At 59.6% G+C, this 13,614-nt stretch carries 15 protein-coding genes; 7 read left to right on the top strand and 8 right to left on the bottom strand.

Annotated features, from left to right (window positions below):
* Nucleotides 1–2: 2 nt before the first annotated feature.
* On the bottom strand, nucleotides 3–488 hold the full coding sequence (locus KBY02_RS04900) for a glutathione peroxidase (RefSeq protein WP_003418059.1): 486 nt from the start codon (nucleotides 486–488) through the stop codon (nucleotides 3–5).
* A 57-nt stretch (nucleotides 489–545) separates the two neighbouring features.
* A complete protein-coding gene (gene msrB / locus KBY02_RS04895; RefSeq protein ID WP_054092567.1) occupies nucleotides 546–941 on the bottom strand; it encodes a peptide-methionine (R)-S-oxide reductase MsrB in 396 nt (131 codons plus the stop codon).
* Nucleotides 942–1,129: 188 nt separating this feature from the next.
* On the opposite strand from msrB, the gene KBY02_RS04890 reads away from it, so the two are divergent.
* Together KBY02_RS04890 and htpX are read left to right on the top strand one after the other, a co-directional pair.
* The gene (locus KBY02_RS04890) at nucleotides 1,130–2,341 is read left to right on the top strand and encodes a pyridoxal phosphate-dependent aminotransferase (protein ID WP_225649931.1); all 1,212 of its coding nucleotides are present in this window, start codon (nucleotides 1,130–1,132) and stop codon (nucleotides 2,339–2,341) included.
* A 265-nt stretch (nucleotides 2,342–2,606) separates the two neighbouring features.
* A complete protein-coding gene (gene htpX, locus KBY02_RS04885) occupies nucleotides 2,607–3,494 on the top strand; it encodes a protease HtpX (RefSeq protein ID WP_003369784.1) in 888 nt (295 codons plus the stop codon).
* Nucleotides 3,495–3,640: 146 nt separating this feature from the next.
* Here htpX and KBY02_RS04880 read toward each other — a convergent pair whose 3' ends face one another.
* Complete coding sequence (locus KBY02_RS04880; RefSeq protein WP_104684446.1) at nucleotides 3,641–4,303, bottom strand: thiopurine S-methyltransferase; 663 nt, start codon at nucleotides 4,301–4,303, stop codon at nucleotides 3,641–3,643.
* 102 nt (nucleotides 4,304–4,405) lie between these two features.
* On the opposite strand from KBY02_RS04880, the gene KBY02_RS04875 reads away from it, so the two are divergent.
* Complete coding sequence (locus KBY02_RS04875; protein WP_104684447.1) at nucleotides 4,406–5,173, top strand: DODA-type extradiol aromatic ring-opening family dioxygenase; 768 nt, start codon at nucleotides 4,406–4,408, stop codon at nucleotides 5,171–5,173.
* A 90-nt stretch (nucleotides 5,174–5,263) separates the two neighbouring features.
* On the opposite strand, the gene KBY02_RS04870 is transcribed toward KBY02_RS04875, so the two are convergent.
* Both KBY02_RS04870 and KBY02_RS04865 read right to left on the bottom strand, forming a co-directional pair.
* Entirely contained in the window at nucleotides 5,264–6,970 is a 1,707-nt protein-coding gene (locus KBY02_RS04870; RefSeq protein WP_172452258.1) for a DEAD/DEAH box helicase, read from the bottom strand.
* Between the two features lie 420 nt (nucleotides 6,971–7,390).
* The gene (locus KBY02_RS04865; protein ID WP_003404195.1) at nucleotides 7,391–8,152 is read right to left on the bottom strand and encodes a spermidine synthase; all 762 of its coding nucleotides are present in this window, start codon (nucleotides 8,150–8,152) and stop codon (nucleotides 7,391–7,393) included.
* Nucleotides 8,153–8,321: 169 nt separating this feature from the next.
* On the opposite strand from KBY02_RS04865, the gene KBY02_RS04860 reads away from it, so the two are divergent.
* A complete protein-coding gene (locus tag KBY02_RS04860; protein WP_003404196.1) occupies nucleotides 8,322–9,668 on the top strand; it encodes a class II 3-deoxy-7-phosphoheptulonate synthase in 1,347 nt (448 codons plus the stop codon).
* Between the two features lie 27 nt (nucleotides 9,669–9,695).
* Here the strand turns inward: KBY02_RS04860 and KBY02_RS04855 are convergent, their stop codons facing one another.
* A complete protein-coding gene (locus KBY02_RS04855; RefSeq protein ID WP_058398573.1) occupies nucleotides 9,696–9,929 on the bottom strand; it encodes a DUF1127 domain-containing protein in 234 nt (77 codons plus the stop codon).
* Nucleotides 9,930–10,023: 94 nt separating this feature from the next.
* Here KBY02_RS04855 and KBY02_RS04850 point away from each other — a divergent pair, with 94 nt between their 5' ends.
* Entirely contained in the window at nucleotides 10,024–10,878 is an 855-nt protein-coding gene (locus KBY02_RS04850) for a LysR substrate-binding domain-containing protein (protein WP_201025281.1), read from the top strand.
* Here the strand turns inward: KBY02_RS04850 and KBY02_RS04845 are convergent.
* Nucleotides 10,868–11,614, bottom strand: coding sequence for a sulfite exporter TauE/SafE family protein (locus KBY02_RS04845; RefSeq protein WP_032653503.1), 747 nt, complete (start codon nucleotides 11,612–11,614; stop codon nucleotides 10,868–10,870). The two genes, KBY02_RS04850 and KBY02_RS04845, sit on opposite strands and share 11 nt — an antisense overlap.
* 188 nt (nucleotides 11,615–11,802) lie before the next feature.
* On the opposite strand from KBY02_RS04845, the gene KBY02_RS04840 reads away from it, so the two are divergent.
* A complete protein-coding gene (locus KBY02_RS04840; protein ID WP_024660908.1) occupies nucleotides 11,803–12,276 on the top strand; it encodes a MarR family winged helix-turn-helix transcriptional regulator in 474 nt (157 codons plus the stop codon).
* 191 nt (nucleotides 12,277–12,467) lie between these two features.
* Nucleotides 12,468–12,887, top strand: a complete 420-nt coding sequence (locus KBY02_RS04835; RefSeq protein WP_003342698.1) for an organic hydroperoxide resistance protein — start codon at nucleotides 12,468–12,470, stop codon at nucleotides 12,885–12,887.
* A gap of 102 nt (nucleotides 12,888–12,989) precedes the next feature.
* Here the strand turns inward: KBY02_RS04835 and KBY02_RS04830 are convergent, their stop codons facing one another.
* Nucleotides 12,990–13,559: an elongation factor P gene (locus KBY02_RS04830; protein WP_003404205.1), complete on the bottom strand. Its 570-nt coding sequence runs from the start codon at nucleotides 13,557–13,559 to the stop codon at nucleotides 12,990–12,992.
* Nucleotides 13,560–13,614: the final 55 nt, after the last annotated feature.

Genomic DNA, 13,614 nt, shown 5'->3' with positions numbered 1-13,614 from the left:
ACTCAGCGCAGCAGCGCCTCGATCTCGCCCGTCAGTTCCTCAGGCTTGGTCAATGGCGCAAAACGCTTGACCAGCCGACCGTCCTGGCCAATCAGGAACTTGGTGAAATTCCACTTGATGCGCTCCGTGCCCAACAACCCCGGCGCCTGCTGCTTGAGCTGCACGAACAGCGGATGGGCCTGCTCGCCGTTCACATCGATCTTCTTGAACAACGGGAAGCTGACGCCATAGTTCAGCTCGCAAAAGCCGGAAATCGCCCCCTCGTCGCCTGGCTCCTGCTTGCCGAACTGGTTGCAGGGGAAACCCAGCACCACCAAGCCCTGATCCCTATAGTCCTGCCAGAGCTTTTCCAGGCCCTTGTATTGAGGGGTAAAGCCACACTTGCTGGCGGTGTTAACCACCAGCAGCGCCTTGCCGGAGAAATCGGCGAGGGTTTTCTGTTCGCCCTTGATCGTCGTGACCGGGATGCTCAGCAGGTTTTCACTCATCAAAGGAGGCCTCGATACTGGAATTGGGACAGGGCGTTGGCTGAATCTGCGCAGCGCTTAGGCGCGCGGCACCAGATCCAGGCAGACCGAATTGATGCAATAACGCAGGCCGGTGGGTGGCGGTCCATCCGGGAACACATGCCCCAGGTGCGCATCACATTTGGCGCAAACCACTTCGGTACGAATCATGCCGTGGCTCATATCGCGAACCTCGATCACTGCACTGTTCTCGAGTGGCGCATAGAAGCTGGGCCAGCCGCAGCCTGAATCGAACTTGGTGGTGGAATCGAACAGTGGCTCCTCGCAGCAGATACAGCGATAAATGCCGTCTGTCTTGACCTTGTCGTACTTGCCGGAAAACGGCCGCTCGGTGCCTTTCAGACGGCAGACGTTGTACTGCTCCGGGTCGAGCATCTGCTTCCACTCTTCCAGCGTTTTCTGCAACTTGTCCACAGGTACACCTCCGAATTCGAAAAACCCTGATCTGTACCTTTTCCGCAGATCAGGTGGCACGTATCATTGCGCCAGGTCAGACGTCAGTCTGGCACCCGCGTTTGTCGTACACAAACCCATTTTCATGGCGAATGTAGCGACCTTCATTGCAAGCCGGCGACAGCTCGTCCATTTTCGGGATCATCACCATGCAGTTCAACAAATCGAACAAGCTCGCAAACGTCTGCTATGACATTCGCGGGCCGGTGCTCAAGCACGCCAAACGCCTGGAAGAGGAAGGACACCGCATCCTCAAGCTGAACATCGGCAACCCGGCACCGTTTGGTTTCGAGGCGCCGGACGAAATTCTGCAGGACGTGATCCGCAACTTGCCGACTGCGCAGGGCTACAGCGACTCCAAGGGCCTGTTCAGCGCCCGCAAGGCGGTGATGCAGTATTACCAGCAGAAGCAGGTCGAAGGCGTCGGCATCGAAGACATCTACCTGGGCAACGGCGTGTCCGAGCTGATCGTGATGTCGATGCAGGCGCTGCTCAACAATGGCGACGAAGTGCTGGTTCCGGCCCCCGACTACCCGCTGTGGACCGCTGCTGTCGCGTTGTCCGGTGGCAGCCCGGTGCATTACCTGTGCGACGAGCAGGCCAACTGGTGGCCTGATCTTGAAGACATCAAGGCCAAGATCACCCCGAACACCAAAGCGATGGTCATCATCAACCCGAACAACCCGACAGGTACGGTGTATTCGCGCGAAGTACTGCTGGGCATGCTGGAGCTGGCTCGCCAGCATAATCTGGTGGTGTTCTCCGACGAAATCTACGACAAGATCCTCTATGACGACGCGGTACACATCTGCACCGCCTCGCTGGCGCCGGACCTGCTGTGCCTGACCTTCAACGGCCTGTCCAAGTCGTATCGGGTCGCAGGCTTCCGCTCCGGCTGGATCGCCATTTCCGGGCCGAAACACAACGCGCAGAGCTACATCGAAGGCATCGACATTCTGGCCAACATGCGCCTGTGTGCCAACGTACCGAGCCAGCACGCCATCCAGACCGCGCTGGGCGGCTACCAGAGCATCAATGACCTGATTCTTCCCCCCGGCCGTCTGCTGGAACAGCGCAACCGCACTTGGGAGCTGCTCAACGACATTCCCGGTGTCAGCTGCGTGAAGCCGATGGGCGCGCTGTATGCGTTCCCGCGCATTGACCCGAAAGTCTGCCCGATCCTCAACGACGAGAAGTTCGTCCTCGACCTGCTGCTTTCCGAAAAACTGCTGGTGGTTCAGGGTACAGCGTTCAATTGGCCATACCCCGACCACTTCCGCGTCGTGACCCTGCCCCGCGTCGATGAACTGGAGCAGGCCATTGGCCGCATCGGTAACTTCCTCAAGGGTTATCGGCAGTAAACAGCCACAGCGCTCTAGCCCGATCTCTCTGCCCCGACCCGCTCGGGGCAGTTTATTTCTGTGCGCCCGAAACATCATGGACGCCCTGCCCCAAACGCTTCAGGCATCGACCACTCTGGCTCAGGCGCCGTTCAGCCTTGCAGGATTACCATTGATTGCGACAAGAGGACACAGTTTGAAATAGTCCCTCTGTTGAATAGCAGCAAGCATCACCTTATATACCCGGCATCGAGTTACATATTTACCTGAGGAGAACGTTTCGACCATGATGCGCATTTTGCTGTTTTTGGCCACTAACCTTGCGGTCGTGCTGATTGCCAGCATCACCCTGAGCCTTTTTGGCTTCAATGGGTTCATGGCGGCCAACGGGGTTGATCTGAACCTCAATCAGCTGCTGGTCTTCTGCGCTGTGTTCGGCTTCGCGGGCTCGCTGTTCTCGCTGTTCATCTCCAAGTGGATGGCGAAGATGAGCACCGGTACTCAGATCATCAGCCAGCCTCGCACTCGCCATGAGCAATGGTTGCTGCAGACCGTCGAACAACTGTCCCGCGACGCGGGCATCAAGATGCCGGAAGTCGGTATTTTCCCGGCGTACGAAGCCAACGCGTTCGCTACGGGCTGGAACAAGAACGATGCACTGGTTGCGGTCAGCCAGGGCCTGCTCGAGCGCTTTTCGCCGGATGAGGTGAAAGCCGTCCTGGCGCACGAGATCGGCCACGTTGCCAACGGCGACATGGTGACGCTGGCGCTGGTGCAGGGTGTGGTGAACACCTTCGTGATGTTCTTCGCCCGCATCATCGGCAACTTCGTCGACAAGGTGATCTTCAAGACTGAAAACGGTCAGGGCATCGCCTACTACATCACGACGATCTTCGCCGAGCTGGTACTGGGCTTTCTGGCCAGCGCCATCGTCATGTGGTTCTCGCGCAAACGCGAATTCCGCGCTGACGATGCCGGTGCACGACTGGCGGGTACGGGTGCAATGATCGGCGCGCTGCAACGCCTGCGTTCCGAACAGGGCGTCCCGGTGAACATGCCCGACAGTCTGACCGCCTTCGGTATCAACGCCGGTCTCAAGAAAGGCCTCGCCGGCCTGTTCATGAGCCACCCGCCGCTGGAGCAACGCATCGAGGCCCTGCGCCGCCGCGGTTGAACCACGAACGCGATAGCCTCAGCCCCGCGCATGGCAATGAGAGGTGTTCTTCCGGACACCTCTCGTTCCTTACGCTCCGCGTGGGAATGCAGTTCGTGACGCAGGGCGTCAAACGGTTCTGCGATTCAGAGAGATTCAGGACCAACTCAGCGCGATTGACGCTCCAACACATAAACATGCTCATCCATACGCTCCAACCCGGCCTTCAACGCCTTGGGACTGCTGTGCAGCGTATCCTGCCTGCCTACCTTCGTTACCTCCCAGTTTCCCGACATGACGCTCTGCAGCCATGTGTGCGGCACGGAGAATGGCGGGCCTTCGAGCAGGGTCTGATCGTATTCCAGGGTGATCAGTAAACCGCTACACGCTTGCGGCATCAGCGCTTCAAGCTGCCGCACATAGCGTTCGCGCATATCCGCTGGCAAGGCGATCATAGCGGCGCGGTCGTAAAACGCCGCGCAATGACCGATATCGCGCACAGTCAGCGCGAAGAAATCACCGCACCAGATTTCGATACCGGGCGCTGCGTAGACCTTGAAGTCGCCCTGCGACGTAATCTTCGGCTGCTCACCACGCTCGGTGAAATAGCTCCCCACCGCTGCCTCGGAAAGCTCGGCGCCCACCACGTGATACCCCTGCCCCCTCAGCCAGCTCATGTCCTGGCTCTTGCCACACAACGGCACCAGAACCCGCGCCCCTGGCGCAACCCTCAACGAGGACCAATATTGCTGCAGGTCCTGATTGACCTCGGACTGATGAAAGCCGATCTGCCCGGCACTCCAGCGCTGCAGCCAAAAATCCGTCTTCATGAAAACCTCCTGAAAATTCGATAAAAAAGCGCCAGAACTTATATTAGATTTAGATCATAAAAATGACCGACTATGAGTCATCTCTCTATTCTGGAGCTTTAAATGTTCCCCAGCCTGTTTATTTCCCATGGCTCCCCCATGCTGGCGCTGGAGCCCGGTGAAAGCGGCCCTGCCTTGAAGCGACTGGCTGCCAGCCTGCCCCGGCCTCGCGCCATCGTGATGGTCTCTGCCCATTGGGAAAGCCATGAACTGATCGTCAACGGCAACCCACAACCCGAGACATGGCATGACTTCGGCGGCTTTCCGCCCGAACTGTTTGCAGTGCAGTACCCGGCGCAAGGGCTGCCGGAACTGACGCGCACGGTGATTGATCTGCTTGCCGTCAGCGACCTGCCTGCACGCATCGACAGCAGACGTCCCTTCGACCACGGCGTCTGGGTGCCGTTGTCGCTGATGTACCCGAACGCCGACATTCCGGTGGTGCAGGTTTCACTGCCCAGCCGCCAAGGACCTGAACTGCAGACCCGCGTGGGCCGGGCACTGGCCAGCTTGCGTGAACAGGGTGTACTGATCATCGGTTCAGGCAGCATCACGCATAACCTGCGTGACCTTGACTGGAACGCCGGACCCGACAGCATCGAGCCTTGGGCTGCCGCGTTTCGTGACTGGATGATCGATAAGCTGCAAAACGACGACGAAGCCGCACTGCACCACTACCGCAGCCTTGCTCCTCACGCAGCCCGTGCGCACCCCAGTGACGAGCACCTGCTGCCGCTGTATTTTGCGCGCGGCGCTGGCGGTGGCTTCGGCATTGCCCATCAGGGCTTCACCATGGGCGCGCTCGGGATGGATATCTATCGGTTCGGGTGAAGCCAATAGCGCCAACCTGCCTGAATCCAAAGCAAAAAAATCCCCGAACCAGTCGGGGATTTTTTATTGGCCGATCAGCTCAAGAGCCGATCAGTCTTCGCGATAGCGACGCAGCTTGAGCTGCTTGCCAGCAACACGGGTGTCCTTGAGCTTGGTCAGCAGACGCTCAAGACCATCTTCCGGCAGTTCGACCAGACTGAAGCTGTCACGGACCTGGATACGGCCGATCGCTTCGCGGGCCAGGCCGCCTTCGTTGAGAATGGCACCCAGCAGGTTCTTGGCAGCGATACCATCACGCGCACCCAGCGCGGTACGGCAACGAGCACGGCCTTCGGCCAATGGAACCGGCGCACGACGCTCACGCTCAGGACGATCACCACGGTCGCTGCTGCGCTCTGGACGATCACCGCGCGGGGCGTTGTTCGGAACCAGTGGACGCTCGCGCTCGATGGCTGCCAGGGTCAGTGCCTGACCGTTGGTAGCCTTGCGCAGCAGTGCAGCGGCAAGCGCGCGAGGGCTGCAGCCGATGTCGGCAGTCAGACGATCGAGCAGATCACCGTGAGTCGATTCGGCATCAGCGACCAGCGGCGAAAGGCTGTTGGTCAGTTTCTTGATGCGCGCATCCAGAACGGCCTGGGCATCCGGCAGGCGGACTTCCGCAACCTTCTGACCGGTAACACGCTCGATCACTTGCAGCATGCGGCGCTCACGAGGCGTCACCAGCAGCAGTGCGCGACCTTCGCGACCGGCACGGCCGGTACGGCCGATACGGTGAACGTAGGACTCTGGATCGTAAGGCATGTCCACGTTGAAGACGTGGGTGATACGCGGAACGTCAAGACCACGGGCAGCAACGTCGGTCGCCACAACGATGTCCAGACGGCCATCCTTGAGGGATTCGATAACGCGCTCGCGCTGGTTCTGGGCGATGTCGCCGTTCAGTGCGGCAGCCTTGTAGCCTTTGGCTTCAAGAGCACTGGCCAGATCCAGAGTCGCCTGCTTGGTGCGGACGAACATGATCAGGGCGTCGAAGTCTTCGACTTCCAGCAGGCTCAGTACGGCCGAGGTCTTCTGGTCAGCGTGAACCAGCAGGTGAGCCTGCTCGATCGCGGTAACGGTCTGGGTCTTGGTCTGGATCTTGACGTGCTTCGGATCGCGCAGATGGCGTTCGGCGATGGCACGGATCGACTGTGGCAGCGTGGCCGAGAACAGTACGGTCTGGCGGGTTTCAGGCATGGCCTTGAAGATGACTTCGAGGTCGTCCATGAAGCCCAGCTTGAGCATTTCGTCCGCTTCGTCGAGAACCAGGTGGTTCACGGTCGCCAGGACTTTCTCGTCACGACGCAGGTGGTCGCAGAGACGGCCCGGGGTAGCGACGACGATTTGTGCGCCGTTGCGGATAGCCTTGAGCTGAGGGCCCATCGGCGCGCCGCCGTAGACCGCTACAACGGTCACGCCCGGCATTTGTTTTGCGTAGGTCTCGAACGCGGTGGCAACCTGAAGTGCCAGTTCGCGGGTCGGGGCCAGGATCAGTGCTTGCGGCTCGCGCTTGCTCGGGTCGATCCGATGCAGGATAGGCAGTGCGAACGCGGCGGTTTTACCCGTACCGGTTTGCGCCTGACCAATCATGTCGTGACCGGCGAGAATAATCGGGATCGATTGCTGCTGAATGGCCGAAGGCTCTTCGTAGCCAGTGGCGACGACTGCTGCAACGATATTTGGATGAAGTTCGAGAGCGGCGAAGCCGCCGATTTCCTGGGTCATGGGTCTGCCTCTAGTGCATCCGCAAAGACCCATGCTTCAAAGCTGCGCGTGCCGTGTACGACCTTGAGGTCACCCTGGCTGCTTTGTCGGCGGGGATTTGCGAAAACGTTTGATGAATGGATCGTCCAGGCTAGTCCGTTGTGCGAACAAGCAACCGAAGCTGGCTTCGGGGAACTGCAATACCTTGACGAGGGCCGTGTTAAGGCCGGCGCGCACTATACCGGAAATACGCACCTTAGTGAGTCTTTTTTTACGAAACGTTGCGCCATTTTTGAGCGGCAGCAGCCCCTGAGTCCGGGCAGAAGGCCGCCTGATCAAGGCGCGGGCCCGAGATTGCGGGCATTGCCGCTTAAACGTTTAATCCATTCTTGCACATGACCGGCATTCTGGCCTTCGAGGTGTGGCGAATTGTCCCACCCCGTTTTCAGCACAATCGACTCACCTGTCGCCTGCTCAGGTGGCGGAACGAATAGCCTTGATCAGCGACGCAAGCGAGTAACCCAGATGCGGCGCAAGTGCCTCGGCTCGCCCGTTCAACGCGTCGATATCCAGCGTCTGCTCCAGGTCGGCCGGGACGAGCAGGATGACGTTGCCCTCCTTCACCGGCAGCTCCCAGTAATGGCGGTGGTAAAGGCCACGCAGCAGCGCCGCTCCCAGCGGCTTGCCGTCGTCGGTCGCCCACTGATTGATGATCAGCCAGCCGCCCGGATTCAGCCGCTGCTGACAGCTCTGCAGGAAATTCCAGGCCAGGTGCCCGACCCCAGGCCCGACATCGGTGTACAGGTCGACAAAGATCAGGTCGGCAGGCTCGGCACTGTCCAGCAGGTCCAGCGCATCGCCGATGCGGATATACAGTCGCGGATCGTCGTCGAGCCCCATGAACTCCATGGCCAGACGTGGCACATCCGGGCGCAGCTCGATGACTTCCACATCCTCGAGGGGCAGGAATTTCATGCAGGCCTGGGTCAGCGTGCCGGCTCCCAGGCCCAGAAACAGCGCGCTTTCCGGCGCGTCATGGCACAGCGCGCCGATCAGCATCGCGCGGGTGTAGTCGTACTCCAGCCAGCTCGGATCGGCTGTAAAGGTGCAGCTTTGCTCGATGGCATCGCCAAACTCCAGAAAGCGGTAATCCTCCACTTCCAGCACGCGAATCATGCCGAAGTCGTCGTGCACCTCGGCCAGGATTCGCTCTACGCGCTCACGCTCTTCCGTCATCACCGTTCCTGGTTGTCTGCGCCGAGCGCAAAATACGAATTGTCGGGCAAGCGCACGGCTTTGTCACACGTTGTGGCGTACGGCGTCGCTCCAATGCTCCGCACCGCACTGGCAGAGCAACGACGAACTGCTAACATGCCGATCCGATTGCACAACTCTAGAGCCAATAATGAGCCAACCCTGGAGCCCCGACAGCTGGCGGGCACTGCCGATTCAGCAGCAACCTCACTACCCTGATGCCGAGCACCTGCACAGGGTCGAACAGACACTGGCCAGTTACCCGCCGCTGGTGTTCGCCGGCGAAGCACGTGAGTTGCGCCGTCAGTTTGCCGAAGTGACCCAGGGACGTGCGTTCTTGCTGCAGGGCGGTGACTGCGCGGAAAGCTTCATGGAGTTTTCCGCCGCCAAGATTCGCGATACGTTCAAGGTCCTGCTGCAGATGGCAATCGTGATGACGTTTGCCGCCGGTTGCCCGGTGGTGAAAGTCGGACGCATGGCCGGACAATTTGCCAAGCCACGCTCGGCCAACGACGAAATCATCGACGGCGTGACGCTCCCGGCTTATCGGGGTGACATCGTCAACGGCATCGGTTTCGACGAGAAAAGCCGAGTGCCGGACCCGGAACGCCTGATCCAGGCTTACAACCAGTCCACCGCCACCCTGAACCTGCTGCGCGCCTTCGCACAGGGCGGGTTTGCCGACCTGCATCAGGTGCACAAGTGGAACCTGGACTTCATCGCCAACTCGGCGCTGGCCGACAAGTACAGCCAGTTGGCCGGGCGCATCGATGAAACCCTGGCGTTCATGCGCGCCTGCGGCATGGACAGCTCGCCGCAGTTGCGCGAAACCAGCTTCTTCACCGCCCACGAAGCGTTGTTGCTCAATTACGAAGAAGCCTTCGTACGACGCGACAGCCTGACCAACGATTACTACGATTGCTCGGCGCACATGCTGTGGATCGGCGACCGTACCCGCCAGCTCGATGGCGCGCACGTCGAGTTCCTGCGCGGGGTCAACAACCCGATCGGCGTCAAGGTCGGCCCGAGCATGAACACCGACGACCTGATCCGCCTGATCGATATCCTCAACCCGGACAACGACCCGGGGCGCCTGAACCTGATCGCGCGCATGGGTGCCAACAAGGTCGGTGATCACTTGCCGCAGCTGATCCGCGCCGTCGAGCGCGAAGGCCGCAAGGTGCTGTGGAGCTCGGACCCGATGCACGGCAACACGATCAAGGCCAGCAGTGGCTACAAGACCCGCGACTTTGCGCAGATCCTTGGCGAAGTGAAGCAGTTCTTCCAGGTGCACCAGGCTGAGGGCACTTACGCGGGCGGCATCCACATTGAAATGACCGGACAGAACGTCACCGAATGCATCGGTGGTGCCCGCCCGATCACTGAAGACGGCCTTTCGGATCGCTATCACACGCATTGCGACCCACGCATGAACGCCGATCAGTCACTGGAACTGGCCTTCCTGATTGCCGAGACCCTCAAGCAGGTCAGGCGCTAAACAGGAAAACCCGGAGCAACTGCCCGCTCAATGCTTGAGCGGGTCGTCCCAGAACGGGCGCTCGGCTTCCTGCTGAATATCGGCACGGCTCAAGCCCAGGTCCTTCAGTGCTCCGTCACTCATCTGCGCCAGCAAGCGGCGCTGGCGGTGCAGCTCCAGCCAGCGCTGCAGATGACGCTTCAGCGCTGTGAATACCGTGCCCGCCTGCAAACACCCATCGACCCCTTCTACCTCTGCGCATTGTTTTTGACCTTTCATCATCTTGCCCTCCATGTGGGATGACTGAAGTCTCGCTTCGGGCGTAGGATCAATCCAACGAATGTTCGTTATACCTTCCATCTGGGAGTTTGATGTATTGGCCACCTACCCGAGCATTGATACCGAACTGTTGCGCACCTTCGTAGCGATTGCCGATCACGGCGGTTTCACCCGCGCAGGTGAAGCCGTCAACCGTACCCAGTCGGCGGTCAGCATGCAGATGAAGCGTCTGGAAGAAGACGTCGTGCAGCGCCCGCTGTTTCAGCGTGAAGGTCGGGTTCTGAACCTGACCGCAGAGGGCCAGGTACTGCTCGGTTACGCGCGGCGAATCCTCAAGCTGCACAGCGAGGTGTTCAACACCTTGCGCGAGCCGCACATGATCGGCGTGGTGAGAATCGGCTCGCCGGACGATTACGTGATGCGCTTCCTGCCCGGCATTCTGGCGCAGTTCGCCCAGGCCTATCCGCTGGTTCAAGTGGAAGTGCATTGCGAGCCATCGGATCTTCTGCTGCAACGTCACGACCTGGATCTCACCATTGTCACGCGCAAGCCCGGTACCGAGATCGGCACACTGCTGCGTCAGGAACGTCTGATGTGGATGGAGGCCGTCGGCTTTGCCCCGCATGAGCAAACACCCATTCCGCTGGCGATGTTCAATACCCACTGCTTCTGTCGTGACTGGGCGTGCAATGCGCTGGACGGCATGGGGCGTGATTACCGCATCGCCTACAGCAGCTCGAGCATGGCGGCGATCACTGCAGTGGTCAGCGCGGGCCTGGCAGTCACCGCGCAGTTCCAGAGCTTGGCCACAGCGGGTTTGCGTATCCTCGGCGAGGCGGAACAATTGCCACAGCTGCCAACCGCCAGCATCGTCCTCCTGCGCAACCCTGAAAATCCCTCGCCCATCACCGAATGCATGGCCGATTACATCATCGCCGGCTTCAAACCTTGAGCGCGAGAATGACCGCACAAAGCACCAGAAACACGCAGAACATCAGGCGCAGGGTTCGCTCCGGCAACGAATGCGCCAGCTTGACGCCCCAGCTGATGCTGGCCAGGCCGCCGATGGCCAGCGGAATGCCCATCGACCAGTTGACGTGATCGTGCAGTGCATAGGTGACCAGCGTTATGCCGGTGCTCGGTGCCGCCAGGGACAGCGCCAGCCCTTGGGCCACGACCTGAGTCGTGCCGAAGACACTGGTAAGGATCGGCGTCGCCACGACCCCGCCGCCGACGCCAAACAGACCACCGGTCACGCCGGAGCCGACGCCCAGCAGCCATAACCACTTTTCATGACGCAACCCGCCAGTGGCCTGCTTGCTGCGCCAATACATCTGCGCGACATTGAACACCGTCAGCACCACCAGAAAACCGACGAAGCCCAGGCGCATGCCTTGCGGGTCGATGCGAACCGCGAGCAGCGAGGTCAGCCAGGCAAAAATGAAACTGGGGATGATCAACATCAGCGCATTACGCAGCAGAATCCGGTTGCGCTGGTTGTAACGCCACAAGGCCAGCAACACATTGGGCAGCACCATCAGCAAGGCGGTCCCTTGAGCCAGTTGCTGATCCAGACCGAACAGCACCCCGAGCGCGGGAATTGCCACAAGACCACCACCGATGCCGAACAACCCTCCCAGGGTACCCATCGCTGCACCCAGCAACACAAACATCACAATTTCAATCACACTGCGTCCCCACCCGGTCAATGACCAAATGCTACGCAGTCCTGCCCTGGACCGACAGCCGATGACGCCGTTTTTTTCGCGCATCACGCACGATGCCAGCGCTTTGAGCGCTGCATGAGCGAAATTATCTGGCGCATTAAAGAGTGCAACACTAAGTTAAACTCATTCACCGAGTTTGAGGACCTGATATGAGTGCCGACCAAAGCCCGACCCGCTCCGCACCTGCCGATTGCGATTCGCTGCTGCTGGATAACCAATTGTGTTTCGCCCTGTATTCCACCTCGTTGATGATGACCAAGGTTTACAAGCCGCTGTTGCAGGCGCTCGGGCTGACCTATCCGCAGTATCTGGCGATGATGGTGCTGTGGGAAAGGGACGGGCTCACTGTGGGCGACGTCAGCACGCGCCTGCTCACCGATCCGGGTTCATTGACGCCGTTGCTCAAACGACTCGAAGGCGAGGGCTTCATCAGCCGTACGCGCAGCAAGGAAGACGAGCGGGTGGTGTTGCTTCACCTGACCGTACAGGGACGCGACTTGCAGCAAAAGGCCTTGACCGTACCTGGCTGCATTCTCTCGTCGAGCGGGCTGACCATGGAAAAGCTTCGCGACCTGCAAGCGCAGTTGCTGGAGCTGCGCGAGCACCTGCACCAGAGCCTCTAGGAAAAGGCCTCACCTCAGCTCGTCATGCCCGGCCACCCTGCGTGAGGTCTGGCAGGCCCTCCAACGATCATCCTCGACCTTTTTTGCAGAATTATCTTGCGCGCAAACTATCCTTGGGCTACCTTTGCTTTGCGATTAGTTAGCGCGCAAGTATTTAGCGCAACAAAACCTTCATTGAACGAGGCAAGATCATGGACACTCTTTACACCGCAGTTGCAACCGCCACCGGCGGCCGTGATGGTCGCGCTGTTTCCGACGACAAGATTCTCGACGTCAAGCTGGCGACCCCGAAAGAACTCGGCGGTGCTGGCGGCGCAGCCACTAACCCTGAGCAGCTGTTCGCTGCCGGTTATTCGGCCTGCTTCATCGGTGCATTGAAGTTCGTGGCCGGCCAGAGCAAACGCAGCATTCCGGCAGATACCTCGATCACCGCCCACGTAGGCATCGGTCAGATCCCGGGCGGTTTCGGTCTGGACATCGACCTGCATGTCAGCCTGCCAGGCCTGGAGCAAGCCGACGCTCAGCAACTGGTCGATGCCGCTCACGTGGTCTGCCCTTACTCGAACGCCACTCGCGGTAACGTCGATGTGCGCCTGCATGTAACGGTCTGATCCTGTCTGACGCCTGGGCAACGGCTGCCCGGCAAGAGTCTCAGGCACAAAAAAACCCGCAGCGATGCGGGTTTTTTGCGTAACGGGGTTACAAAGCCATGCTTACTTCGCACGGCCTTTGTAGGAACCGCCTTCACGGGTATCGATCTCGATCATGTCGCCGATTTCGATGAAGTCGGCAACGCTCAGCTCGGTGCCGTTTTTCAGTTTGGCAGGCTTCATGACCTTGCCCGACGTGTCGCCACGAGCGGAGCCTTCGGTGTAGTCAACCTGACGCACGATAGTGGTCGGCAGCTCTACGGAAACCAGACGGTCTTCGAAGAACACGGCTTCGCAAACGTCAGTCATGCCTTCTTCGACGAAAGGCAGAACGCTTTCGATGTCTTCGGCGTTCAGCTCGTACATGGTGTAGTCAGAGGTGTCCATGAACGTGTAGGTGTCACCGCTGATGAAAGACAGGGTGGCTTCCTTGCGATCCAGGATCACGTCGTCCAGCTTGTCGTCGGCGCTGTAAACGATCTCGGTCTTGTAACCGGTCAGCAGGTTTTTCAGCTTGGTCTTCATGATCGCGCTGTTACGACCGGACTTGGTGAACTCAGCTTTCTGAACCAGCCATGGATCGTTCTCGAGACGGATCACGGTACCGGGTTTCAGCTCTTTACCAGTTTTCATTGCATATATCCGAATTTGGATGGAATTAACCAAAGGCTCTGTACGAGAAACAACC

The organism is Pseudomonas sp. P129, from assembly GCF_020312195.1.
GTDB lineage: Bacteria > Pseudomonadota > Gammaproteobacteria > Pseudomonadales > Pseudomonadaceae > Aquipseudomonas > Aquipseudomonas fragariae.
This window is presented reverse-complemented; position numbering and strand designations above follow the sequence as displayed.